Annotated in this window: 21 protein-coding genes and 1 pseudogene; 8 read left to right on the forward strand and 14 right to left on the reverse strand. The window is 60.7% G+C overall.

Annotation, left to right across the window (positions count from 1 at the left end; all coding sequences use genetic code 11):
* Positions 1–4 precede the first annotated feature (4 nt).
* Positions 5–892, reverse strand: a complete 888-nt coding sequence (locus FGE05_RS13015; protein WP_139645480.1) for a Ku protein — start codon at positions 890–892, stop codon at positions 5–7.
* Between the two features lie 324 nt (positions 893–1,216).
* Here FGE05_RS13015 and FGE05_RS13025 point away from each other — a divergent pair, with 324 nt between their 5' ends.
* Both FGE05_RS13025 and FGE05_RS13030 read left to right on the forward strand, forming a co-directional pair.
* Positions 1,217–1,558: a hypothetical protein gene (locus tag FGE05_RS13025; RefSeq protein ID WP_139645483.1), complete on the forward strand. Its 342-nt coding sequence runs from the start codon at positions 1,217–1,219 to the stop codon at positions 1,556–1,558.
* 188 nt (positions 1,559–1,746) lie between these two features.
* Positions 1,747–2,895, forward strand: coding sequence for a PQQ-dependent sugar dehydrogenase (locus FGE05_RS13030; protein ID WP_139645485.1), 1,149 nt, complete (start codon positions 1,747–1,749; stop codon positions 2,893–2,895).
* 143 nt (positions 2,896–3,038) lie between these two features.
* On the opposite strand, the gene FGE05_RS13035 is transcribed toward FGE05_RS13030, so the two are convergent.
* Positions 3,039–3,746 carry an SDR family oxidoreductase gene (locus FGE05_RS13035; protein ID WP_139645487.1) on the reverse strand — a complete coding sequence of 236 codons (708 nt, stop codon included), beginning with the start codon at positions 3,744–3,746 and terminating at the stop codon, positions 3,039–3,041.
* 58 nt (positions 3,747–3,804) lie between these two features.
* Positions 3,805–5,016 (reverse strand): multidrug effflux MFS transporter, encoded by a 1,212-nt coding sequence (locus FGE05_RS13040; protein ID WP_139645488.1) that lies wholly within the window; start codon positions 5,014–5,016, stop codon positions 3,805–3,807.
* Between the two features lie 151 nt (positions 5,017–5,167).
* On the opposite strand from FGE05_RS13040, the gene FGE05_RS29985 reads away from it, so the two are divergent.
* The 3 genes and pseudogenes from FGE05_RS29985 to FGE05_RS13060 all read left to right on the forward strand — a co-directional run bounded on the left by FGE05_RS29985 (position 5,168) and on the right by FGE05_RS13060 (position 8,219).
* A complete protein-coding gene (locus FGE05_RS29985) occupies positions 5,168–6,298 on the forward strand; it encodes a TetR family transcriptional regulator (RefSeq protein WP_218938875.1) in 1,131 nt (376 codons plus the stop codon).
* Positions 6,299–6,542: 244 nt separating this feature from the next.
* Positions 6,543–7,532: pseudogene (gene ilvA / locus FGE05_RS13055) on the forward strand (threonine ammonia-lyase, biosynthetic); the annotation flags it as partial.
* Positions 7,533–7,937: 405 nt separating this feature from the next.
* A complete protein-coding gene (locus FGE05_RS13060) occupies positions 7,938–8,219 on the forward strand; it encodes a DUF1652 domain-containing protein (RefSeq protein WP_139645493.1) in 282 nt (93 codons plus the stop codon).
* 82 nt (positions 8,220–8,301) lie between these two features.
* On the opposite strand, the gene FGE05_RS13065 is transcribed toward FGE05_RS13060, so the two are convergent.
* The 11 genes from FGE05_RS13065 to FGE05_RS13115 form a co-directional block, all read right to left on the reverse strand.
* A complete protein-coding gene (locus FGE05_RS13065) occupies positions 8,302–8,565 on the reverse strand; it encodes a DUF2790 domain-containing protein (RefSeq protein ID WP_139645496.1) in 264 nt (87 codons plus the stop codon).
* Between the two features lie 198 nt (positions 8,566–8,763).
* Entirely contained in the window at positions 8,764–9,702 is a 939-nt protein-coding gene (locus FGE05_RS13070) for a carbohydrate kinase (protein WP_139645498.1), read from the reverse strand.
* Positions 9,703–9,714: 12 nt separating this feature from the next.
* Positions 9,715–11,202, reverse strand: a complete 1,488-nt coding sequence (xylB, locus tag FGE05_RS13075; protein ID WP_139645500.1) for a xylulokinase — start codon at positions 11,200–11,202, stop codon at positions 9,715–9,717.
* 156 nt (positions 11,203–11,358) lie between these two features.
* Positions 11,359–12,840: a mannitol dehydrogenase family protein gene (locus tag FGE05_RS13080; RefSeq protein ID WP_139645502.1), complete on the reverse strand. Its 1,482-nt coding sequence runs from the start codon at positions 12,838–12,840 to the stop codon at positions 11,359–11,361.
* 15 nt (positions 12,841–12,855) lie between these two features.
* A complete protein-coding gene (locus tag FGE05_RS13085; protein WP_139645504.1) occupies positions 12,856–13,959 on the reverse strand; it encodes an ABC transporter ATP-binding protein in 1,104 nt (367 codons plus the stop codon).
* 38 nt (positions 13,960–13,997) lie between these two features.
* Positions 13,998–14,828, reverse strand: a complete 831-nt coding sequence (locus FGE05_RS13090) for a carbohydrate ABC transporter permease (RefSeq protein ID WP_139645506.1) — start codon at positions 14,826–14,828, stop codon at positions 13,998–14,000.
* Positions 14,829–14,838: 10 nt separating this feature from the next.
* Positions 14,839–15,771 carry a carbohydrate ABC transporter permease gene (locus FGE05_RS13095; protein ID WP_139645508.1) on the reverse strand — a complete coding sequence of 311 codons (933 nt, stop codon included), beginning with the start codon at positions 15,769–15,771 and terminating at the stop codon, positions 14,839–14,841.
* Positions 15,772–15,947: 176 nt separating this feature from the next.
* A complete protein-coding gene (locus FGE05_RS13100; RefSeq protein WP_139645510.1) occupies positions 15,948–17,258 on the reverse strand; it encodes a sugar ABC transporter substrate-binding protein in 1,311 nt (436 codons plus the stop codon).
* A 316-nt stretch (positions 17,259–17,574) separates the two neighbouring features.
* Positions 17,575–18,480 carry an AraC family transcriptional regulator gene (locus FGE05_RS13105; protein WP_139645512.1) on the reverse strand — a complete coding sequence of 302 codons (906 nt, stop codon included), beginning with the start codon at positions 18,478–18,480 and terminating at the stop codon, positions 17,575–17,577.
* A gap of 115 nt (positions 18,481–18,595) precedes the next feature.
* The gene (locus FGE05_RS13110; protein WP_139645514.1) at positions 18,596–19,897 is read right to left on the reverse strand and encodes a glycosyltransferase; all 1,302 of its coding nucleotides are present in this window, start codon (positions 19,895–19,897) and stop codon (positions 18,596–18,598) included.
* 77 nt (positions 19,898–19,974) lie between these two features.
* Positions 19,975–20,346 (reverse strand): response regulator, encoded by a 372-nt coding sequence (locus tag FGE05_RS13115; protein ID WP_139645516.1) that lies wholly within the window; start codon positions 20,344–20,346, stop codon positions 19,975–19,977.
* Positions 20,347–20,600: 254 nt separating this feature from the next.
* On the opposite strand from FGE05_RS13115, the gene FGE05_RS13120 reads away from it, so the two are divergent.
* The 3 genes from FGE05_RS13120 to FGE05_RS13130 are packed head-to-tail and all read left to right on the forward strand — an operon-like array spanning position 20,601 to position 25,488.
* Positions 20,601–24,089 carry a response regulator gene (locus FGE05_RS13120; RefSeq protein WP_139645518.1) on the forward strand — a complete coding sequence of 1,163 codons (3,489 nt, stop codon included), beginning with the start codon at positions 20,601–20,603 and terminating at the stop codon, positions 24,087–24,089.
* A complete protein-coding gene (locus FGE05_RS13125; RefSeq protein ID WP_139645706.1) occupies positions 24,089–24,904 on the forward strand; it encodes a protein-glutamate O-methyltransferase CheR in 816 nt (271 codons plus the stop codon). The genes FGE05_RS13120 and FGE05_RS13125 overlap by 1 nt, the downstream gene beginning before the upstream one ends.
* Positions 24,901–25,488: a chemotaxis protein CheB gene (locus FGE05_RS13130; RefSeq protein WP_139645520.1), complete on the forward strand. Its 588-nt coding sequence runs from the start codon at positions 24,901–24,903 to the stop codon at positions 25,486–25,488. The genes FGE05_RS13125 and FGE05_RS13130 overlap by 4 nt, the downstream gene beginning before the upstream one ends.
* The last annotated feature ends 4 nt before the right edge of the window (positions 25,489–25,492 follow it).

Below are 25,492 nucleotides of genomic sequence, written 5' to 3' on the forward strand. Positions count from 1 at the left end.
TGGTTTAGCCCCGGGAGGCTTTGGTGGCTTTTTTTGCGGGAGCGGATTTGGCCTTAGCAGGTTTTGCGGCGGCCTTTGTGGCAGGCTTGTCGGCGGTCTTGCCTTTGCCGCCCAGGCTGCGCTTGAGCAGTTCGGTGAGGTCGATGACGTCCGCGGTCTTGCGCTGTTCTTCGCCGGGGTCGGTCTCCACCGCTTCGAGCCGGCCTTCGTTGGCCTTCTTCTCCACCAGCTCCATGATCTTGTCCTGGAAACTGTCCCGATAGTTCTGGGGTTCCCAGTCGGCGCTCATGTCTTGCACCAGGCGCTTGGCCATTTCCAGCTCGCCTTTGACCAGGTTCGGCTTGGTAACCTCGTCGCCCAGTTCGAGGATGTCCAGCTCACGCACTTCCGCCGGCCAGCGCAGCATCACCAGCACCAGGGCCGACTCCAGGGGCATCAATGCCGCCAGGTGCTGGCGGGTATGCAAGACGACGTGGGCCAGGGCCACCTTGTTGGTCTTGACCAGGGTTTCGCGAAGCAAGGCGTAGACTTTGCCGCCACGCTTGTCAGGGGCTAGGAAGTAGGGCGTGTCGATGTTCTGCAGTGGAATCTTTTCGCTGTCGACGAAGGAGAAAATATCGATGGTCTGGGTGGACTTGGGGTGGGCGGAGCGGATTTCTTCTTCGCTGAGTAGCACGTACTGGCCTTTCTGGTACTCGACGCCCTTGACGATGTCTTCCTTGGTCACCTCTTTGCCTGTGACCTTGTTGACCCGCTTGTAGCCCACCGGGTCCATGCTGCGCTTGTCCAGCCAGTCGAAATCCACACCTTGGGACGACGTCGCCGAGACCAGTGCCACGGGAATGTGGACCAGCCCGAAACTGATTGCGCCTTTCCAGATTGCCCGTGCCATGGTGCGGTTTCCTTGCCGTGAAGGGTTCTCACTGGTGACCTTCCGGCCTTTGAAAAAGTTTCCATGGCGCGCCGGCTGGCGGTGTGGCAGGGCGGCGCCTCTTCGATGAATACCCACCCGGAAGGTGCCCTGTGGGAGCGAGCCTGCTCGCGATGGCGGTGTGTCAGTCAACATAGCCATCGCGAGCAGGCTCGCTCCCACAGGATTGCTCTCAGAGAAGCCTCGTTACATCTTCAACCAGACATTTCGCTTAACAACCGTGAACCTGCGCGGTAGCGTGTTTTCGATATGCCTGAGCGATTTCCGCGAAGCAGGGAGGTACCGATGAACAGGCTAGTACTTGCGATCACCACGCTATTACTGAGCGCCATCGTTCAGGCTGCTGCGCCCGGCCAGGGCCCCATGGTCGTGGCCCAGAACCTGCCGGGCAACAACAACCCCTATAACAATCCCATACGTCGGGCCAATCCCAACAGCATGCAGGGCACCCAGCCCAACGTACCGACGATCCACAACAACCCGACGGTACCGGTACCCCGTCGACCGACCCTGGAAAATGGCGGTATCGGCAATGGCTATCCGCGTTCGGGGCCGCCACCGGGCTCGCCCAGACCCACCATCGAATCCGGTACGCCACCCAGAAACTCGAACGACAGCAATCGCTAGGTTCTGTACGAAAAGTCTTGAGACGAAGGTCAGGCAAGGCGAAAACAGCCGAGGAACGCCCGGGGTCGTGTCCGACTGTACTGGAGTACATGAGCATTCCGAGGCTGTTTTCAACGCAGCATGAACGAGTATCAAGGCTTTTCGTACAGAGCCTAGTCGTCTTGTTTCCATCACAGAAGGAAGTGTGCATGTTGCGTAAGACATTGCAGGCCGCGCTTTGCGCCAGTGCCGTCCTGACCCTTTCCGCGCCGGCCTGGGCCGCGCAAACCCAGGTACTGAAGAGCGAGGAGGGCAGCGTGGAGGTAACCACCGTGGTCAGGGGGCTGGACCACCCCTGGTCCGTGGCATTCCTGCCGGGGCAGCGGGGCATGCTGGTCACGGAGCGACCGGGCAATCTGCGCCTGCTGAGCCCCGAGGGGCGGCTCTCGGCGCCATTGAGCGGTGTACCTGAGGTGTGGGCCAACGGCCAGGGCGGCTTGCTGGACGTGGTGTTGTCACCTGACTTCAAGCAGGATCGCACCGTATACCTGTCCTACTCCGAGGCTGGCAAAGACGGCAAGGCCGGCACCGCCGTGGGGCGTGGACAGCTCTCCGAGGACTCGAAGCGCCTGGAGAACTTCGATGTGATTTTCCGTCAGCAGCCCAAGCTTTCCACGGGTAATCACTTCGGCTCGCGGCTGGTCTTCGACCGGGAGGGGTATCTGTTCATCACCTTGGGGGAGAACAACGACCGCCCGACGGCCCAGGACCTGGACAAGCTGCAAGGCAAGGTCGTGCGCATCTACCCGGACGGCAAGGTGCCGGATGACAACCCCTTTGTCGGCCAGAAGAATGTCCGTCCCGAGATCTGGTCCTATGGCCTGCGCAATCCCCAAGGGGCTGCACTCAATCCCTGGAGCGGCACATTGTGGGAAAACGAGCATGGACCCAAGGGCGGCGATGAGCTGAATATCATCGAGCGCGGCAAGAATTACGGCTGGCCGCTGGCGACCCATGGCATCAACTACTCCGGTGCGCCAATTCCCGAGGCCAAGGGCAAGGATGTAGAGGGTGCGCTTGGCCCGCACCATGTCTGGCAAGTTTCGCCGGGCCTCAGCGGCATGGCGTTCTATGACAACGAGCGTTTCAAGCCTTGGCAGCACAATGTCTTCATCGGTGCGTTGGTGTCCCGGAATCTGATTCGCTTGCAGATGGAAGGCGACCAGGTCGTGCACGAGGAGCGTCTGCTGGGCGAACTCCAGGAGCGGATCCGCGACGTGCGCCAGGGGCCGGATGGTTATCTGTATGTCTTGACGGATGAAGACGACGGTGCGCTGTATAAAATCGGGCTTAAATGACCCGGGTCGAATCCTGTAGGCGCCCGGAAAAATGGTGGGAGCGAGCCTGCTCGCGATGGCAATGTATCAGTCGATAGAAATGTTGACTGACACACCCTCATCGCGAGCAGGCTCGCTCCCACAAGGTCCGGTTTCTCTGGTTCTTACGAAATCGGCCGCAGATAGACGCCGTTGCTCAGGTTCTGCTTGAGATGGTGGCTCGTGTCGTCAGCCAGCACTTCCGGCTGATCATTGATCAGCCCCTCAAGCACGCGTTGGACCACATCGTGCGGGGATGCCTTTGGAACGCCTTCGATGCCTCGTGTCATGTCGGTGTCCACGAATGCGACGTGCACGCCCACCACCAATGTGCCCTGGGCGGCCAGGTGCAGGCGCAGGCCGTTGGTCAGCGACCAGGCGGCCGCTTTACTGGCCGAATAGGTAACGGTGCCGGGGAGATTGACCCAGCTCAGGGCCGAGTGCATGTTGACGATGGCGCCGCCGCCGTTCGCTGCCAGGATCGGCGCAAAGGCCTGGCTGGTGGCCAGCGGGGCAATGGCATTGATCTCGAATTCATGGCGCAGGGTTTCCAGGCTGATGTTGCCTCGTTCCTGGCCTTCCATTCCGCTCACGCCTGCGTTGTTGATCAATAGCGTCAGGTCCGGCGCTTGAGCGACGGCCGCGGCGATGTCTTCGGGACGAGTGACGTCGAGTTTGATGGGGATCACGTTGGGTTGGGCGTCGATTGTCCCGGGGTCACGTGCTGCGGCGTAGACCTTGGCGGCACCGGCCGTCAGGAGTGCTTGCACGAAAGCCTTGCCCAAACCACGGTTGGCGCCGGTTACCAGCGCCACGCTGCCTTTGATTTGCATGTTGAATCTCCAGTTATTGACGAAAAGGAACAAAGCGGCGCACGGGCGCCTTGGCGGTTTATCTGGCGAGACTGCCTCGCAGAATGAACAGGACCAGCGCAATCATGCAGGCCACGGCCTGGATGCCGCCCAGGGCCGTGACCGGCGCAAAGGGCAAGACCGAGGCCAGCCAGGTGCTCAGCGCGGCAGCGCCCATGGAGATGAAGCCGAACAGTGCGGAGGCCATTCCGGCCTCTTTGCCGAAAGGCCCCATGGTGATGGCGGTACCCAGCGGATTGGCGAGTCCCATGCCCCAGAGGAATGTCACCATCGAGAGGGCGTAGCGCCCAAGGCCTGGATCGGCAGGCCCCTCGAGAAGCAAGCCGCCGCCGGCCATGGCGCAGGCAATGCCCAGGAGGGTGACGATGCGGGGACCGTGGCGATGGGCGAGGCGGGGGGCCGCCATGCCGGCGCCGAACACGACGAATACCGTGGCAGCGAAATACAAGCCAGTCTGCAATGACGTCAGGCCGATCCCTTTCATCAAGATGGCAGGTGCCGCGGCGAACGAGGCAAACAGCCCGCTCATCAGGAGGCTCATTGAGACGGCTGGCAGGATGAACCGCTTATCCAGCGCCAACCGTCCATAGGCACGAATCACGCGCATGGCTGAGAGCGGCGCCCTGCGATCGGCTGGATGGGTTTCTCCCAGGCCACGAATGTAAAAGAGCGCGAGGACAACGGCGGCCAGTCCCACAAGGATGAAGATGGCGCGCCATCCGAGTACGGCCGATAGCACGCTGCCCGCCAGGGGGGAAAAACCAGGCGCAGCGGCGGTGGCGATCATGGTCAGGGACAAGGCACGGGCAAGAGCTTCTCCCTCGAACAGATCCCGCGCAATAGCCCGCGACAACACCGAGGCTGCGCAGACGCCCAGCGCCTGGACGACGCGTCCGGCGATCAGCACGTCAAGATCGGTGGCAAGCCCCCCGATAACGGTGCCGACCACGAATACCAGCAGTCCGCCTAGCACCAGTTTCTGGCGTCCATAGCGATCGGCCAATGGCCCGACGATGAGCTGGCCCAAGGCGAACGTGATGAAGAAGCTCGACAGCGTCAGGCCCAGTTCCCGCGCACTCACACCGAGGTCTTCACCAATGATCGGAAATGCCGGGAGAATGATGTTCGTGGAAAGTATGCCGATGGCCGCCAGGCCTGCCAGCAGGGCCACAATTCGTCCGGTCAGCGGCCTCAGGGTCTGTGTAGCCTCATTCGCGAGAGCGGTCGTCATGGCGTAGCACTCTTTCAGGTGGGTTGTGGCAGATCGGTCGTGGATGAAAAGCTGATCGATATTTTTGTCGTAATATATGATGCTTGTCATATTTATCGCCGAGCATGATAATCATCATGCAATTCGTCAAGCCAAACATTCAGGATTTGCCATGAGATATCCCCCAGGCCTGACCGCAGAGCGCTACCAGACAATCCTGGAAGAGGCCTCCCGACTTTTTCGCGCCAAGGGGATCGCCGGGGCAAGCATTGCTGAGGTGATGAAGGCTTCAGGCCTCACCCATGGTGCCTTCTATGCGCATTTCGATTCCAAGGATGCGCTGGCTTGCGCCAGTCTCGAACGTGCGATGGACCAGTTGGCGCTCAAGGTCGAGGAAACCATCGCAGGCAGTGTTGCTCCGAAGGAGGCGGTCCTGGCCTTGTACCTCAGTGAGCGGCACCGTGATCATCCGGAAGCAGGCTGTGCAATGCCTGCGCTGGCTGTCGAGGTGGCGCGCGAGCCGGGGATGCGGCGCGCCTTCACCCGTCGGGTTGCCGGGATGATTGCCTCTTTCAGGTCCCGTCTGCCCTGGCAGCGTGGCCGCTCTCGTGAAGATCAGGCCATCAGCTTCCTCGCTACGATGGTGGGAGCAATGGTGCTGGCCCGGGCAGTCGACGATCAGTCATTGTCCGACCGGATCCTGCGTGCGGCACGGGAGCAGTTACTCGACGCCGACAGGGAGTACGGGAGCGCAGGGCGGGAGGAGGCGGCAATGTCCGTATCACCGGACGCGGCTGGAGCGCTTCGACCGCAGTCGCTATTGTCTAGCGTGCTAGATAATAACGCGCTACAGGACGCGGTGCCTGAGAATCAGTTGTCCTTTGCCTTGTACAGTGCTTCCAATCGCATGATTCGCCTGCACAAGCCCTTGCTGGATCCGCTGGGGCTGACGTTCCCGCAGTACCTGGTCATGCTGGAACTGTTCCATGATGCGCCCAGGAGTGTCGGTGAGCTGGGGGCCAGGCTCGCGATGGATACCGGGACGATCACGCCCTTGCTCAAGCGTCTGGAGGCGTCGGGCAAGGTGACTCGGACCCGCGACCGGGAGGATGAGCGTCGGGTACTGGTTGCCCTGACCGATGCCGGAGAAGCGCTGCGCGAGGCGCTCTGGGCGGTCACCGACAAGATTGGAACGACCTGCCAGGTCCCTGGCGAACGCCAGGAAGCACTTCGCGATACGTTGGGTGCGTTCGCGCGGCCCATTTGCGGTGACGGTGTCTCTGGCGATCAGGATGTTGGCTGACACACCGCTTTCGCGAGCAGGCTCGCTTCCACAGGCGATTTGAGACGGATGAACGATTCACCATTGACTTGCCAGCAGCGCCCGGCTAATTTCCAGCCATGACTTCTACCGTACTGCGCAGCCAGCCAAGCATTATTACCGCCATTCCTTATTTGGCGGGCTAGCTGACGGCAGCACCCAACCCGCCCTTGAGGCGGGTTTTTTCTTTCTGTCTCCTGGGCCCGATTCAAACCAGGAGACCGCCATGACCGCTTCCCGCCCCGAGCAAACGTTGCTGGAGCAATACGTTAAGAAGATCCTCGCCGCGCCGGTGTACGAACTGGCCGTGCACACGCCGCTGCAAGCGGCGCCTGCGTTGTCCGAAACCCTGGGAAATCGGATCCTGCTCAAGCGTGAAGACCTGCAACCGACGTTTTCTTTCAAGATCCGGGGCGCCTACAACAAACTCGTGCAATTGACACCGGAGCAGAGGGCCCGTGGCGTCATCACCGCTTCGGCTGGTAACCATGCCCAGGGCGTTGCATTGGCGGCACGGGAGCTGGGGATCTCGGCCTGTATTGTCATGCCCGTGACCACGCCGCAGTTGAAAGTGCTGGGCGTCCGTCACCGGGGCGCCGAGGCGCTGCTGCATGGCGAGAGTTTTCCGTTTGCCCTGGAACATGCGCTGGATCTGGCCCGGCAGACCGGTAGAGAGTTCGTTTCACCGTTCGATGACCCGGATGTCATTGCCGGACAAGGCACGGTTGCCATGGAAATACTGCGCCAGCACGCCGGTGCGCTGGACGCCATCTTCGTCCCGGTTGGCGGTGGGGGATTGATTGCCGGGGTTGCGGCCTACGTTAAATACCTGCGTCCGGACGTTCGCATCATCGGTGTGGAATCCCAGCATTCCGCTTGCCTGCAGGCGGCGCTGGCCGCCGGAGAGCGCGTCATCCTGCCGACCGTGGGCACCTTCGCCGACGGTGTCGCCGTGGCGCAGATCGGTGCCCACGGCTTCGATATCTGCCGCTTTTGCGTCGACGAGGTGGTGACCGTCAGTGACGACCAACTGTGCGCGGCGATCAAGGACATCTATGACGATACCCGTTCCATCACCGAGCCCTCCGGTGCCCTGGCCGTGGCGGGCATCAAACAGTACGTCGCTCGCACCGGTGCCCGTGGCCAGACGTTGATCGCCATCGACTCGGGGGCCAACATCAACTTTGACAGTTTGCGCCATGTGGCGGAGCGCGCCGGCGTCGAAGCGGTGTGACCCACGACCTGTCATCGCTTTTTTCAACTACCCGACGGATGCCCGGCTCCGCTTTAGCAAATTGGGTCTACTCTAGCTTTCGACAGCAATAAAGTGATTGCACTCTGTATGCAGTTTGCAAGAAGGAAATCGCTGTTTACTTGCATTTTGCACGAGCCTGCCGGCGCACCGGTACGCTAAATGGTTGATTTATATCAAACCAGAATGTGGCAAATGCAGGCATATTTTTTGCGGGATGGTTCAAGAGTTCGCTTCCCGAACTCATTGATCAGAACGCCAAGAAATGAACATACGGCACGGTATTCGTAGTTCAGTCCGCAGGGAAGAAACGGACGAAATACTGTCGTTGTAAACATAAATTGGCCGCCTCAACAGGAGAGAGTTGCCATGTTTTTATCTGCCCTCGAAATGCGCAATATCATTGAAAGCAGTTTGCTGCCCAAGCGTTCGCAATGCACTTTGTCACCCGACTTGACGATGACGATCAAGATTTTCGACGATCATGAAACCGATCGCGTAGCCTTGATCAAGTCCAACATCGATGCCAACAAACTCACGGGCTGTCGGGCGATCAACGACCTGATTGCCGAGTTGCGCACCGAACTCGACCACAACCACGGCAGCGGGAACTACTTTCATCAACACCACCACCGTATGACCGGGCGCTGATCGCGACCTTGTCTTGGTCATCTGACGCCTGGGTCCGGCCAATAACCGAACCCGGCGTCCAGTTGCAGTGTGAAGATGCCACTCAGTCTCCCTTCGTACAGGCATCCGCCAGTTTGCGATAGGAAACATCCCGGGTTTCTCCCATCTTGTCGATATACACCATTTGTGCGGTGATCACTTCGCAATAAGGTGTGGACGGTTCCGTCAGTGACAGCACCTTCTTGATCTCCAATGGCATGCCATAGCGATAAGGCATGGGCTGTGAGGTATTGTCGGCCTGAGCCAGACCGGTGATGCCGGCCAAGCCCAACAAGGACGCGGCGGCGAGTAACGCAGAAGTGTTCATGATCGGAATTCCGCAGCAGAGGGCCTCGACCTGATGCCCTGGCATCGAGGTCTGCCGCGCGGGGCCTTTGCGGGGAGGGCGCGGTCCGGGCCAGTGTCGGAGCGCAGGATTAAAAGGGGGTTAAGCCAGGTGCCTGGCTTTTGATGCTCCCAGGCTGCCGCAATGTTTGAACGAAGCGGCAGTCGCTGGGGCGAGTTGTCAGTACAACTGCTGGCGATAGGGCAGGTCTGGCCCGGTCTTGCCGCAGGTCAGTGCGGCTGCACGCATGGCAAAGTCGAGCATGGCGCTGATCTGATCCCGGGTCAGCGTCAGTAGACCCTCGACTGAATCCAGTTGCTGTTCGATCAACCAGGTAATCAATGCGGCCTGGAAGGTATCCCCTGCGCCTACGGTGTCGGCGATTGTCACCGAGCAGGCCGGCATCGACCATGTTCCATGGCGACGGCTGAACACGGTTGCGCCCTGGCCGCCACGGGTCAGGAATACCAATTGGCAACGATGTTCCAGCCAGCCCTCGATCACCACCTGAGGATCCCGTTCGGGATAGAGCAGGCTCAAGTCTTCGTCGCTGACCTTGATCAGGTCGGCGTACTCCACCAGCGTCGCAATCCGTGAGCGCCACAGCTCGATGTCCGGCTGCGGGTTGAGTCGCACGTTCGGGTCCAGGCTGATCAGGCGCTTGCCGCTCTCCCGCTGCGCCAGCGCCAACAGGGTATCGCCAATCGGTTGCACCACCAGGCAAAACGAGCCGAAATGCAGGCCACTCACTTCAGGCCCCAGTTCGGGCAAGTGTTGCAGGCCCAGCTGTCGATCCGCGCAGCCTTCACCGCGAAAACTGTAGTGGGGCGAGCCGTTTGCCCCCACGGCGACCATCGCCAGGGTGGTCGGTGCGTCGAAGTCCCGCAGGTATTTTGCGCTGACACCTTCGTTGAGCAGGACCTGCTGCAAGCGCCGACCCAGGAAGTCGGTGGACAGCCCGGCAAACAGCGCCGATTCCACCCCCAAGCGACGCAGCCCTACCGCCACGTTGAACGGCGAACCGCCGGCGATGGCCTTGAAATTAACCTGCGAGGCCGGGCCGCCGCTTTCTTGATCACTGAAGAAATCAAACAGTGCTTCACCACACACCAGATACATGGATGTCTGCTCTCAAAGGGTTGCGACGTGTTGTCGATAAGTTTCATAGGCTTGTTGGGCGGCCGCGACATGTTCGGCGACCGGCCGAGTTTCGCTGGCCGGGTCGAGCTTGACGCAACGCTCGCAGAGTTCGGCCAGGCTGTGTTGCGATCCGGAATGGCACCACGCCGCCTGAATCGCCGCGCCCAAGGCTGCCGCTTCGCTCTGTTCGGTGCAGATGACCGTGGTGTTCATGATGTCGGCGACGATCTGCCGCCATACCGGGCTCTTCGAGCCGCCGCCGATCAGGCGGATGCTCCGTGCCTCGAGCCCTGTGGCGCGCAGCAGGTCCAGGCCATAGCGCAAGCCGAAGGTGGTGCCTTCGACCACGGCCCGGCACAGGTTGGCCCGATTCAGGTTGGTGGTGGTCAGGCCCAGCAGGCTGGCGGTGGCGTGGGGCAGGGCGGGAACGCGTTCACCGTTGAGGAACGGCAACATGCAGACTCCCTCGGCGCCGATCGGGGCCTGGGCCACCAGGGCGTTGAAGGTCTCGATGTCCAGCTCGAACAGTTCGCGCAGGGCGCTGGTGGCGTTGGTCAGGTTCATGGTGCAGATCAGCGGCAGCCAGCCACCACTGGATGAGCAGAAAGTCGCGACCGAGGCCTCGGGGCTGACCGCGGGCTCGCTGGCATAGGCATAGACCGTGCCGGATGAACCGAGGCTCATGGTGATCACGCCGGGCTGGATATTGCCGGTGCCGATGGCGCCCATCATGTTGTCGCCGCCGCCGCTCGCCACGATGGCCTCAGGGTTGATGCCCAGGCGCGCGGCAATGCCCGGCAGGATCCGCCCGACCGGCTGATGGGCCTCGATCAGTTCCGGCAACGCCGATTGCAACCGGCCGCTGGGGTCAATGTGTTGCAGCAGCTGCAGATCCCATTGACGGGTGCGTACGTTGAAATAGCCCGTGCCCGAGGCATCGCCGTATTCGCTGCAGTAACGGCCGGTGAGCCAGTGGTTCAGGAAGTCGTGGGGCAACAGGATGTGCGCGATGCGAGCAAAAATCTGCGGATGGTGTTCCCGGGTCCACAACAGCTTGGAAACCGTGTAGCCGGGAGCGATGACTACGCCGAGACGCTCCAGGGCACCGCTTTCACCGCCCAGGTACACTAGCAGATCATCGTTTTGCGGGGCGCTTTCGGTGTCGCACCAGAGCTTGGCCGGGCGCAGCACCTGATCCTGCTCGTCGAGCAACACCAGGCCATGTTGCTGGCCGGAGACGCCAATGCCAAGTATGGCCTCGCCGTCGACACCAGCGTCTGCCAAGGCCTGGTGAGTGGCTTGGATGAACGCATCGATCCATTGCCCGGTGTCTTGTTCACGCCGGCCATTCGCGCCACTGATCAGGGTGTGGGCCGCAGCGCCCTGGCCCAGGACCTGGCCGCTGTTCGCATCCAGGATCAAGGCCTTGGTGCCTTGGGTGCCGCAGTCGATGCCCAGGAACAACTGTTGACTTGCCATAGAAACCCTCATGTGCGTGACACTGAACCGTGACAGATCGTTCCCACGCTCTGCGTGGGAATGCCTCAACGGACGCTCCGCGTTCGGCTTGTGGGGCGCAGAGCGTCCCTGGCTACATTCCCACGCAGAGCGTGGGAACGATCAACCGCGTGCAGTTTAGTCTGCGTCGGCCAGCACCCGCTCAAGTGTCCGGGTCACCCCATGCTCGCGCAAGCTGTTGCAGCACCATTCGAAGGCCGCGACGAACTCCGCCGAGCGCGGGATCGCTGTGCCGAAAATCTCCTCGACCTCCAGCATCCGTTGGGTCACCAGCGCATCGTCGGCCACCAGTGCCTGGCAGAATCCCGCCCGAGGGTCGGGAATCGTGTAGTTCACGCCGTTCTCGTCCACCCCTTTGAGGTACACGGCCCAGGCCGCGACCACCAGCGCCGCGCGCCGGGTTTCGCCGCCGTCGGCTATCAGGCGGTTGATGGTCGGCACGGTGAACTTCGGAAACTTCGACGAGCCGTCCGAGCATACCCGTTCCAACTGGTCGGCGATGGCCTGATTGGAAAAACGCTCCACCAGGGTGTTCTTGTAGTCGCCCAGGTCGATGCCCGGTACGGGGGCCAGTTGCGGCGTCACGTCGAGGTCCATGTAGGCACGGATATACCGCACGAACAACGGGTCGTTCATGGTTTCATGGACGAAGCGATAGCCCTTGAGGAACCCCAGGTAGGTCAGGGCCAGATGGCTGCCGTTGAGCAGTTTGATCTTCATTTCTTCGTAGGGAGAAACGTCATCGGTGAACTGCACGCCGACCTTTTCCCAGGCCGGGCGCCCGTTGACGAATTTGTCTTCCAGTACCCATTGCACGAACGGCTCGCAGACCACCGGCCAGGCATCGTCGATCCCGTGTTCGTCGTGCAACTGCAGGCGATGGGCGACACTGGTCATGGGGGTGATGCGGTCGACCATGGCGTTGGGAAAGCTCACGTTGTGGTCGATCCACTGCGCCAGTTCGGCGTCGTGCCGCGTGGCGAAGGCCAGCAGGGCCTTGCGGGTCACCGCGCCGTTGTGGGGCAGGTTATCGCAGGACATCAGGGTGAACGCCGATGTCCCGGCGGCACGGCGTTTGGCCAGCGCGGCGCAGAGGAAACCGAACACGGTGGTCGGCGCGTCCGGGTGGGCCAGGTCGTGCTGGATCTGCGGCAGATGGGCCATGAATTCGCCGTTGCTGTCGTCGATGCAATAGCCGCCCTCGGTAATCGTCAGCGAAACGATGCGGATCTGCGGATCCGCCAGTTTGTCGATCAGCACCTGGGCGCCGTCCTCGGCCAGCAACATGTCGTTGATGGCGCCAATCACGCGCACTTCGGTGTCGTCGTTGTCGCCCAGTTCGTACAGGGTGAACAGATAGTCCTGGCTGGCCAGGTCATCCCGGGCGCGGCGGTCTTCGGCCCGCAACCCGACGCCGCAGATGGCCCAGTCCAGATCGGCGCCGGTGTTCATCAGCGCATCGGTGTAGTACGCCTGGTGAGCCCGATGGAAGCCCCCGACGCCGATGTGGGCGATGCCCTGGCGGATATCGCCCAGGGGATAGGCGGGCAGGGCAACTTCCGGCTTGAGGTTATGCAGGTTTTGGCGGTTGAGTTTCATCGCGAGTCTCGGTAATCAGGCGGCGGCGCGCAGCGCACGGGTGACCGCTACGCCATCGGCATCGAATAAATGGCAGTGTTGAGCGTCCAGGTGCAGGTTCAACTGCTCGCCGAAACGGCTCGCCAGATCGCCGCGCACTCGCATGGTCAAGGCTTCACCGGACGTGGTGTTGACGTGGCAGAAGGTATCGCTGCCCAGTCGCTCACTCACGTCGGCGGTCACTTGCAGCGTGCATTCATCGGGTTGTGCCAGGTTCAGGTGTTCCGGACGGATGCCCAGGGTGACCGGGCTGCCGACGTTGAGGCTCGCGCCGTTCACCGGCAACTGGATGCGTGTGCCCGCATCCAGCTGAATTTCGCAACCCTGGCCGTTGAGCGCGCTGACCTTGCCCTTGAGAAAGCCCATTTTCGGCGTGCCGAGAAACCCGGCGACAAACAGATTGGCCGGCTGGTGGTACAGCTCCAGGGGCGAGCCGACCTGCTCGATGCGCCCGCTATTGAGCACCACCACCTTGTCGGCCAGGGTCATGGCTTCGACCTGATCGTGGGTCACGTAGATCATGGTTGCCTGCAGTTCCTTGTGCAGCCGGGCCAGTTCCAGGCGCATCTGCACCCGCAAGGCGGCGTCGAGGTTGGACAGCGGTTCGTCGAACAGGAAGATCTTCGGATTACGCACGATGGCCCGGCCGATTGCCACCCGCTGGCGCTGGCCGCCGGACAGCTGTTTGGGTTTGCGTTCGAGCATCGGTCCCAGTTCGAGGATACGCGCCGCTTCGTTGACCTTCTTCTCGACGTCGGCCTTGGGCACGCCCGCCAGATCCAGGGCGAAGGACATGTTCTTGCGCACGCTCATGTGGGGATACAAGGCGTAGGTCTGGAACACCATCGCCAGGTCGCGCTTGGCCGGGCTGACTTCGGTGATGTCACGCCCGTCCAGCTCGATGGTGCCGTCGCTGACCTCTTCCAGGCCGGCGATCAGCCGCAGCAGGGTGGATTTGCCGCAGCCCGACGGGCCGACAAAGACCACGAACTCGCGGTCGTTCACTTCCAGGTCGATACCCTTGATGATGGAAAAGCCTTCGAAGCCTTTTTGCAGATTCTTGATTTTCAGGTTGGCCATGATGATGGGCCTCCACGTCTGATTAGGTGTAGGGCGCGTTACTTCACGGCGCCAAAGGACAAACCGCGGACCAATTGCTTCTGGCTGATCCAGCCGAAGATCAGGATCGGCGCGCAGGCCAGGGTCGAGACGGCGGACAATTTGGCCCAGAACAAACCTTCGGGGCTGGAGTAGGAAGCGATCAGAGCTGTCAGTGGTGCGGCTTTGGACGAGGTCAGGTTCAGCGACCAGAAGGCCTCGTTCCAGCACAGAATCAGTGACAGCAACACGGTAGAGGCCAGGCCGCCCTTGGCAATCGGCAGCAGCACTCGAACCATCTCCTGCCACAGGGTGGCTCCGTCCAGGCGCGCGGCTTCGAGGATGTCGCGGGGAATGTCCTTGAAGTAGGTGTAAATCATCCAGACCACGATCGGCAGGTTGATCAGTGTGTAGATGATGATCAGCGCAGTGCGGGTGTCCAGCAGGCCAAAGCTCTTGGCCAGCAGGTAGATCGGCATCAGCACGCCCACCGGCGGCAGCATCTTGGTGGAGAGCATCCACAGCAAGGTGCGCTTGGTGCGTTGGGTTTCGTAGAACGCCATGGAGTAGGCCGCCGGTACCGCGATCAGCAGGCACAAAGCCGTGGCACTGAAGGACACCACCACGGAGTTCCAGGCGAAAGTGAAATAGTCGCTGCGTTCGTTGATGTGCAGGTAGTTCTCCAGCGTCGGCGTGAAAATGAACTGCGGCGGCGTGGCGAATGCATCGATTTCGGTCTTGAAGCTGGTCAGCACCATCCAGAAGATCGGGAAGAAGATCAGGATCGCAATGGCCCAGGCCAGCGTGCCCAGCAGCAGGCTTTGCAGCCGACGGGATTGTTGAAGTGTCATGGCGGCGGCCTCAGTTCTTGTCAGTGAGGTTTTTGCCGATCATCCGCACCAGGATGATGGCGGCGATATTGGCAATGACCACGGCTATCAGGCCACCGGCCGAAGCCATGCCGACGTCGAACTGCACCAGCGCCTGGTTGTAGATCAGGTAGGCGAGGTTGGTCGAGGCGTAGCCGGGGCCGCCGTTGGTGGTGGTGAAGATCTCGGCGAACACCGACAACAGGAAAATGGTCTCGATCATCACCACGACGGCAATCGGCCGCGCCAGATGCGGCAGGGTCAAGTGCCAGAAAATCGCGATCGGACCGGCGCCGTCCAGGCGGGCGGCTTCTTTCTGTTCCTGGTCGAGGGACTGCATGGCCGTCATCAGGATCAGGATCGCGAAGGGCAGCCACTGCCAACTGACAATGATGATGATCGACAGCAGCGGGTAGTGGGCCAGCCAGTCCACCGGCTGCGCGCCAAACAGTTTCCACACTGAAGCGAGGATCCCCGAGACCGGGTGGAAAATCAGGTTCTTCCAGATCAGTGCGCCCACGGTGGGCATGATGAAGAACGGCGAGATCAGCAGGACCCGGACGATGCCGCGGCCAAAGAACTCGCTGGCCTCCAGCAATGCACTGATCAGAACCCCGAACACGATACTGATGAGCAGCACACTGCCCACCAGCAACAAAGTATTGGTGGCACCGGGTATGAAGCCCGAATCAGTGAGGAAGTACGTGAAGTTCTCCAGCCCGACGAACTCGTTTTCACCGGGGTAGAGCAGGTTGTAGCGGATCATCGAGAAGTAGACGGTCATGCCCAGGGGCACGATCATCCACAACAGCAACAAGGCTACCGATGGACTGACCAGGAACCAGCCGGGGTTCGCCAGGCGGAGCTTGCGCGTCGGTGCGGCAATTTCGAGAGGCGCTTTGGCAGTTGTCGTTGAAGTATTCATGGCATTGAACCGTTTTGTGCGGGCCTATGAAGAACCCAAATGTGGGAGCAATTCCTTGTGGGAGCGAGCCTGCTCGCGATAGCGTCCGACCTTCGCCATCGAGGTGGCTGTCACACCGTCATCGCGAGCAGGCTCGCTCCCACACTGGATCTCCTACAGAAATGGATGCGGCGCAGTTACTTGGGATACCCGGCACGCTTCATCTCGCGCTCGGTGTTGGACTGCGCGGCGGTCAACGCCTGGTCCACGCTCTGCTGACCGGTCAGTGCGCCGGAGAAGAACTTGCCCACCTGGGTGCCGATGGCCTGGAACTCGGGAATGGTCACCAACTGGATACCGATATAAGGCACCGGCTTGAGGGTCGGCGCTTTCGGGTCGGCGACTTTCAGCGACTCCAGCGTGACCTTGGCGAACGGCGCGGCTTTCATGTAGTCGTCGCTGTAGGTCGAGGTGCGGGTGCCTGGCGGTACGTTGGCGATGCCATCGGTCTTGGCGACCAGTTGGCTGTATTCCTTGGAGGTCGCCCAACTGGTAAAGACCTTGGCGGCATCCTTGGCCTTGGAGCTGGTCGGGATTGCCAGTGACCAGGAGTACAACCAGGAGGTGCCCTTATCGGTTTTTTCGTGGGGTGCGAAGGTGAAGCCGACATGATCGGACACCTTGCTCTGGGTCTTGTCGGTCACGAACGAGCCGGCGACGCTGGCATCGACCCAGATCGCGCATTTGCCGCTGTTGAACAGGGCCAGGTTCTCGTTGAAGCCGTTGCTCGACGCACCTGGAGGGCCGGACTTCTTCATGTTGTCGACGTAGAAGGTCAGCGCGTCTTTCCACTCGGGACCATTGAATTGCGGTTGCCACTTCTCATCGAACCAGCGCGCCCCGTAGCCGTTGGCCAGGGTGGTGATCAGCGCCATGTTCTCGCCCCAACCGGCCTTGCCCCGCAGGCACAGGCCATATTGTTCCTTGCTCTTGTCGGTGAGTTTCTCGGCAAACTCACCGATCTGGGTCCAGGTCGGGTGTTCGGGCATGGTCAGCCCGGCGTCCTTGAACAAGTCGGTGCGGTAATAGGTGATCGAACTTTCGGCGTAGAACGGCAGGGCATACAGCGAACCCTTGACGGACAGGCCGTCACGCACGGAAGGGAAGACGTCGTCCAGGTCGTAGGAGGCTGGCAGATCTTTCATCGGTTCCAGCCAACCCTTGGCGCCCCAGAGTGCAGCTTCGTACATGCCAATGGTCAGCACATCGAACTGTCCACCCTGGGTGGCGATGTCGGTGGTCAGGCGTTGGCGCAGGACGTTTTCTTCGAGCACCACCCAGTTCAGCTTGATGTCCGGATGCTCCGACTCGAAGGTTTTCGAGAGCTTCTGCATGCGGATCATGTCGCTGTTGTTGACGGTGGCAATGGTGAGGGTCTGCGCGCCGAAACTGACGCTGCTGAGGGTCATGCAGGTGGAGACAAGCAGAGCTTTTACCGAAGGTTTCATCGCGCACTCCTTTTCCGTGCCGAAAGGCGGCGGAAGGACAGTTATTGTTTTTTGTCTTCCGGATGAAGGGAAGAATGTGCGCTGATTACAGCCTTCAATGGCCGGCGTGACAAATCATCCGTCGCACTGGTGCTGATACTTTTTTGCACTGGGCTTAGGTCGGCAGTGAAGGATGACCTGTGGCGAGGGGATTTATCCCCGCTGGGTCGCGAAGCGGCCCCTTGCGTTCTAATTGATACACCGCGGTGGCAGAGATATTTGGGGCCGCTTCGCAGCCCAGCGGGGATAAATCCCCTCGCCACAGGGGAGCAAAGTGTCAGCCCTGGTTCTGCTCGGTCAACCGCTGCACCGCCAGCCGCCGGTAATGGGAAGGGGTCATGCCCTTGAGCTGCTGGAAGCGCCGGTTGAAGTTCGAGATGTTATTGAAGCCCGACTCGAAACAGACATCCGTGACCGGTTTGTCACCGTCGGCCAGCAGTTCGCAGGATTTGCTGATGCGCAGGCGGTTGACGAATTCGATGAAGCAACGACCGGTGGCCTGTTTGAACACCCGGCTGAAGTAGGTGGGTTTCATGCCCAGGTGCTCGGCGACTTCCTCCAGGGGCAGTTCCCGGGCGTAATGGGCAAAAATGTAGTCCACGGCCCGGTTGGTACGGTCGATGCTGTGCTCATCGGTCATCTGCGAAGATGCGCCACCGGAGAGCACTTGATAGTCATCCGTGGTGGCCAGCAACTCCATCAGGATGAAGAAATACCCCAGGCGGCTCATGCCCTGGGAGTCGGCAATGCGCTGCATCAGGATCATTGCCTGGCGGATGGTGCGCTTGCAGCGGAACTCGATGCCGTAGCGGGCCCGTTCGAGCAACGGCGCGATGGTCTTGAGTTCGGCAAATACCTGGTGTCCGCTTTCGAACAACTCGTCGGTGAAATTCACCAGCATGTCGCGCTTGGGCACCACTTCGTCCTCGGCCACCTGGCTGATCCAGTTGTGGGGCAGGTTGGGGCCGGTGAGAAACAGGGTCTGCGGGTAGAAGTTGCCGATATAATCGCCAATGAACACCTTGCCGGAACTGGCGACGATCAGGTGCAGCTCGTATTCCTTATGGAAATGCCAGCGCACCAACGGGCAAGGAAAGCCATGCTGGCGATAGATGATGGACAGTCCGTCATGGTCATCCATCAACTCGTAGGAAGGGTCGGTGACTCTTGCTGTTCGGGTCATGGGCCTGCACTTTTATTGTTATAGCCGTTGGATAATGCCCCCTTCGCCGAGCGGGTGCCACCCCGAATCATCTTCCGATGGTCGCCCGGCGCCATGCCATGACTGATGCTGGCACCTACGCCGGCGCGTTGTTGCGGTGCTTTTCTTCAATCCACTGGGACATGTATTGGGTGCTCTTGTGCTGGTGGTGGCGCAACATGCTGCCGGTGAAATTGTCACGACGTCGTTGCGCCAGGTTGGCACGGCACGCCTGGATACTTTCAATCAGCGCCGGGCCATGAATCTCTTTGCGATAACGCTCCGCCAGCAGCGTCAGCCCAGCATCCCGGGCCTGGTTCCAGAGAGCGGGGTCGCTGTACAACTGCACGGCGGCGCGGGCGATGTCTTCGGCGCTCTGTCTGATATCCCCAGGCCATGGCATCTCCCCCGACATGGCTTCGGCGCCGATGGGGGTCGTGACGCTTGGTGTGCCGCAGAGCATGGCCTCGATCAGCTTGCCCTTGATGCCGGCGCCGAAACGTAGCGGCGCCAGGCAGATGCGGGCCGCCGACATCACCTGCAGGGCGTCCTCGGCCCAGTTCATGATATGGAATCCCTGGGCCGGATTGTGCAGCGCGGCAGCTTTCGGCGGTGTGTACGCGCCGTACAGGTGCAGTTGCGCGCCCGGCAGTTGCTGGCGGATCAGTGGCCAGATGGCGTTCTTCATCCAGAGCACGGCATCCCAGTTCGGCGCATGACGGAAGTTGCCGATACTCAAGAAATGCGCCCGTTCCTCGAATGGCGCCGGTGGCGTGGCCGGCAGATCAATCATCAACGGGCACCAGAGCAGGAGGTTGCGGGGCACCTTGAATTGTTCCACCAGCAGTTCGATCTCGACTTCGGACACCATCAGGTTCAGATCGCAGCGGTACAAGGCGGCGATCTCGCGCTTGGCCATATCGGTGTCGGCCATCAATTGGAAGGTTTCGGGCAGGTCGGGCGCGAAAAGATCGCTGAAATCCTGGGAGGTCTCCTCAGCTTTCAAACGGTCCTTGAGGCGCTGGTGCCGGGCGTGGCGCAGGCTTTGCAAATCCGACGTTTCTAGCACACGCAAGGCGCCGGGGCAGTGTTTCTCGACCCGCCAGCCGAATTGCTCTTCCATCATGAACTGGTCGAACAGAACGATGTCCGGTGCCAGCTCGCTGACGAACACATCGAAACTGCTGTTATTGAGTTCGATAGGCACTTCTCGGATGCCCAGTTCGATCAGGTCCGCGCGCTTCTCCCCGGGCCTCGCCGGGCTGCTGAACGTGATGTCCCAGCCTTGTCCGAGGAATGCCTCCAGGATCTGCATGATGTGTCCGCCCGCTGCCGATGAACGCGGCTCGGGCCAGACATAACCGATGACCAGGACCTTGAGGGCGGTGGGATGAGGCATGGGCAGGCATTTCCTTGGGAGGGATCAGGCGCGGTCGGCGCGTGGGGCGCCGATAGTGACCAAGAATCCGCTTGGGCTCAAGAAAGAATGCTTCTGACCTTGTCGCGTAGCTGATCAATGGAAAAAGGCTTGCCGATCACCGCCATGCTTTCCGGCACGTCGACGCTTTCGGCATAGCCGCTGGCGAACAGGACCGGCAGCCCAGGCCGTACCAGGCGGGCCTGCTTGGCCAGCTCGCGGCCGTCCATCACCGGCAGGCCTATGTCCGTCATCATCAGCTCGATCGGTTGATCCATGTTGCGCAGGTAGTCCAGCGCCTGCTCACAACCGTCCGCTTCGAGCACCCTGTATTCCAGTTCTTCCAGGACATCAACGATCAACATCCGGACGATGTCGTCGTCTTCGACTACCAGAACGGTGGTGGCGGTGACAGGGGCGGGGGTGGACATAGTCATTATTCTCAGAAGAAAAAATCGGGAAGGGCGAAAAGGGTCTCATGCATGAGTAAGTAGCGAGGCGACACAAGTTCCCGAGCCTGTACAAGAAAGGATCTATAGTACAAGAGCTGACAAGGATAGTCGCTTCCTTGCTACGGGATTGGCCGTTGTGGGAATTGTGCCTTTGACTTTGTCAGAAATGTGGATCCAGTCCGTGTCTTTCGGGCAAACTCCATGGTTTTCAACTGTTCGCCAAGGCCTTTTCCATGACTCCTTCGTCTTCGGTTGACGAGCAAAGCTTTCGCAAACTCCTGAGCCGTAATATCAGCCTGCCGCTGGGCATAGGCGCCCTCAGCGCGGTGTTTTTCATTGTGCTGATCACTTATCTGCTGTCGGTGATCCAGTGGGTCGGGCACAGCGATCGGGTGATCAGTAATGCCAATGAAGCCATCAAGCTGAGCGTGGACCTGGAGACCGGCATGCGCGGTTATCTCCTGAGTGGGGATGAGCACTTCCTCGACCCCTATGAGATCGCCAGGCCGCGTATTGCCGTCGCGCTTGAGACATTGCTGGAATTGACAGCCGACAACCCCATCCAGACCGAACGCTTGCGCAAGGTGCAAGCGCTCCAGACGGAGTGGGCCAATTACGCCCAGAGCATGATCGACCTGCAACGCAGCAGCGGCGATTATCGGGGAGCGGTGAAGGCCGGGCGCGGCAAGCGCCTGACGGATGAAATCCGCAAGACCTTTGAAGACATCGTCGACACCGAGCAGCAATTGCGTACGACGCGCAACGAAGAGGTGCGCTCCACCACGGTCTGGAGCATTACCCTCTATTTGCTGTTCGTTGCCGCCGTCAGCGGATTGCTGGCCTATGTCGGACGACGAGATCTGTTGAGCCTGTCCAACAGTTACGGCGCCAGCCTGCGGATACAGCAAGAGAGTGCCTTGCACCTGGAGAAACAGGCCTGGCTGCGCAATGGCCAGACCCAATTGGCCGAGCAGGTGCTGGGGCAACTGACCCTGAACCTGTTGGGGCGCAATATCCTGCAGTTCTGCGCCAAGTACCTCGACACCGTCGTTGCCGCGCTGTACGCGCGGGAGGAAAACGGTGTGCTCAAGCGGGTGGCCACCTACGGTCTTTCCCGGGAGGAGGACGAACAGCACCAAATGATTGTTGCCGGTGAAGGCATCGTCGGCCAGGCCGTGCAGCAGGGGCGTCTTATTCGTCTGGACCCTGTACCCGACGATTACCTGAAAGTCAGTTCGGGGCTGGGGCAGGGCTTGCCCAACAGCGTGGTGGTGGTGCCGACCAGCGATGACGACCGGATCAACGGCGTCATCGAACTGGGCTTCCTGCGGCCGTTGACCGAGCGTGACATCGAGTTGCTGGAACTGATTGCAGGTAATGTCGGCACCTCCATCGAAGCCGCCCGCTACCGGCAGCGCTTGCAGGAGGTACTGGCGGAAACCCAGCAATTGAACGAAGAACTGCAGGTCCAGCAGGAAGAGCTCAAGACCGCCAACGAAGAGCTAGAGGAGCAGTCGCGCATTCTCAAGGAGTCCCAGGTCCACCTGGAGGCCCAGCAGCAGGAACTGGAGCAGACCAACGAGCAACTGGCCGAGCAACGCGACGCCATGGACCAGAAGAACAACGAGCTGAACCTGGCCCAGCTCCAGCTGCAGGAACGCGCTGAAGAGTTGCAGCGTTCGAGCAAGTACAAGTCCGAGTTCCTCGCCAACATGTCCCACGAATTGCGCACGCCGCTCAACAGTTCGCTGATCCTGTCCAAGTTGTTGGCGGAGAATCCGCAGAATAATCTGAGCGAGGAGCAGGTCAAGTTTGCCGAATCGATCTACTCCGCCGGCAATGACCTGCTCAACCTGATCAACGACATCCTCGACATTTCCAAGGTCGAGGCCGGCAAGCTGGAGGTGCGTCCGGAAAACACGGGCGTGTCGCGCCTGGTGGAAGGTCTGCGCGACATGTTCAAGCCGCTGGCGGCCGACAAGGGCCTGGGCTTCGACGTCCAGGTGCTGCCCGACGCGCCAGCGATGCTGTACACCGACCGCCAGCGTCTGGAACAGGTACTCAAGAACCTGTTGTCCAACGCAGTGAAGTTCACCGAGCAAGGCACCGTGAGCCTGTCCGTGGCCGGCCAGCCGGGTTCAGGCATCGCCTTCATGGTGCGGGATTCGGGCATCGGTATTTCCCCCGATCAGCAGCAGAGCATCTTCGAGGCATTCCGCCAGGCTGATGGCACCACCAATCGCCGTTACGGCGGTACTGGCCTGGGGCTGTCGATCTCCCGGGACCTGGCGGCGTTGCTGGGCGGCTCGATCTCCGTGTCCAGCGCGCCGGGGCAGGGCAGTGTGTTCACCCTGGTGTTGCCTGAGCGTTATGTCGAGCCTGGGGATACACCGGTGGAGCCGCGGACCTTCACGCCAACGGCCACTGTGCCGGCCTCCATCACCGATGTGCCGGCCGCTACACCGGCACCCTTGGTTGCCCAGGTGGACCTTCCCATTGCCCGCTTCGCCGATGACCGGGACAAGGCGCCGTTCGACGGCCGTTGCATCCTGGTGATCGAAGACGAGCCCAAGTTCGCCCGGATCCTTTTCGACCTCGCCCATGAACTGGGTTACCAATGCCTGGTAGCCCACGGCGCCGACGAAGGCTTTGACCTGGCCTCGCAGCTGGGCCCCGACGCCATCCTGCTGGACATGCGCCTGCCTGATCATTCCGGGCTGACGGTGTTGCAACGGCTCAAGGAACGGGCCGAGACCCGGCATATCCCGGTGCACGTGATTTCTGTCGAAGACCGCGTCGAAGCCGCGATGCACATGGGCGCCATCGGCTATGCGGTCAAACCGACCACCCGCGAAGAGCTCAAGGATGTATTCGCCCGCCTGGAAGCGAAGCTGACCCAGAAGGTCAAGCGAGTGTTGCTGGTGGAGGACGACGACCTGCAGCGCGACAGCATTACCCGCCTGATCGGCGACGAGGACATCGAGATCACCGCCGTCGGCCTGGCCCAGCAGGCTTTGGATCTGCTGCGGACCAACGTCTACGATTGCATGGTCATCGATCTGAAACTGCCGGATATGCTGGGCAATGATCTGCTCAAGCGCATGTCCACCGAAGAGATCTGCTCATTCCCGCCGGTGATTGTCTACACCGGACGCAACCTGACCCGCGACGAAGAGGCCGAGCTGCGCAAGTATTCGCGCTCGATCATCATCAAGGGCGCCCGCTCGCCAGAACGTCTGCTGGACGAGGTGACACTCTTTTTGCACAAAGTCGAATCCCGGTTGTCCCATGAACGGCAGCGAATGCTCCAGACAGCCCGCAGCCGGGACAAAGTGTTCGAAGGCCGCAAGGTGTTGCTGGTGGACGACGATGTGCGCAACATCTTTGCACTGACCAGCGCCCTGGAGGCAAAAGGGGCGGTCGTGGTCATCGGCCGTAATGGCTACGAAGCGATCGAACGCCTCAATGAGGTGGAAGACATCGACCTGGTGCTGATGGACGTGATGATGCCGGAAATGGACGGTTTCGAAGCCACTGCGCGAATCCGCAAGGACCCGCGCTGGCGCAAGTTGCCTATCATCGCCGTGACGGCCAAGGCCATGAAGGATGATCAGGAGCGGTGCATCGCCGCCGGCTCCAACGACTACCTGGCCAAACCGATTGACCTCGATCGCCTGTTTTCGCTGATTCGCGTGTGGTTGCCGAATATGGAAAGAATTTAGTGGAAAGAGACACCGACATTGAACTGCGTTTGTTGATCGAGGCGATCTACCTCAAATACAGCTACGACTTCAGGGATTACTCCGGCGCCTCCATCAAGCGCCGGGTCCTCCATGCGCTGAGCCAGTTCGAGTGCCGAACCATCTCGGCACTCCAGGAGCGTGTGCTGCACGATCCGGGCATGTTCATGCAGTTGCTGCAGTTGCTGACGATTCCCGTCAGCGAGATGTTCCGCGACCCCTCGCACTTCCTGGCAATTCGCCAGGAAGTGGTGCCGCTGCTCAAGACCTACCCGTCGCTCAAAATCTGGATTGCGGGCTGCAGCACAGGGGAGGAGGTCTATTCCATGGCGATTCTGCTGCGTGAAGAGGGGCTGTTGGACCGCACGCTCATCTATGCGACCGACATCAACCCCAGATCGTTGGAGAAGGCCAAGCAGGGCATTTTTTCCCTGGAGAACGTGAGGGCCTATACCCAGAACTATCAGCAGGCCGGAGGACGGCGCTCGTTTGCTGATTACTACACCGCCGCCTACGATTATGCGATGTTCGACAAGACCCTGCGTGAGAATGTGACCTTTGCCGATCACAGCCTGGCGACGGACAGCGTCTTTTCAGAGACTCAATTAATTTCTTGTCGTAATGTATTGATATATTTCAATAAAAAACTGCAAGATCGCGCGTTCGGACTGTTTCATGAGTCCCTGTGTCACCGTGGTTTTCTTGTGCTGGGCAGCAAGGAGACGCTGGACTTCTCGGTGTTCGGCAAGCAATTCGAGCCGTTGGTCAAACAGGAACGGATCTATCGCAAGCTATGAGCCAGACAACGGACAGACCCGGACCCGCAATAGAAGCTATTGCCGTTGGTGTATCCGCCGGTGGTGTGGAGGCGCTGCTCAGGCTGTTCGGGCAACTGCGCAAGGGCTTCCGCTTGCCTGTCCTGGTAGTGCTGCATCTGCCCAACGAGCGCCACAGCCAGTTGGCACAAGTCCTTGGTCATCGCCTGGCGATACCGGTGGAAGAGGCTCGGGACAAACAGGATATTCAAGCCGGCACCCTGTATGTCGCCGCACCTGGCTACCATTTGTCGGTCGAGGCCGATCGCAGCCTGTCGTTGAGCCTGGAGGAGCCGGTGCACCATTCCCGGCCGTCCATCGACGTCCTGTTCGAATCGGCCGCCGACGTCTACGGCTCGAACCTGCTGGCGATCGTGCTGACCGGGGCCAACGACGATGGCGCCCGGGGCCTGGCCAGGGTCAAGGAACTGGGCGGAATCACCGTCGTCCAAGACCCCGCCGAAGCTCAGGTTTCGACCATGCCGGAAGCCGCGCTGGCCCTGCACGAGCCCGACCATATCCTCACTTTACAAGGCATCGGCCAATTGTTGGCCGGGCTGGAATGAACCA

This window comes from Pseudomonas sp. ICMP22404 (genome assembly GCF_006227205.1).
In the GTDB taxonomy this organism is placed as follows: domain Bacteria; phylum Pseudomonadota; class Gammaproteobacteria; order Pseudomonadales; family Pseudomonadaceae; genus Aquipseudomonas.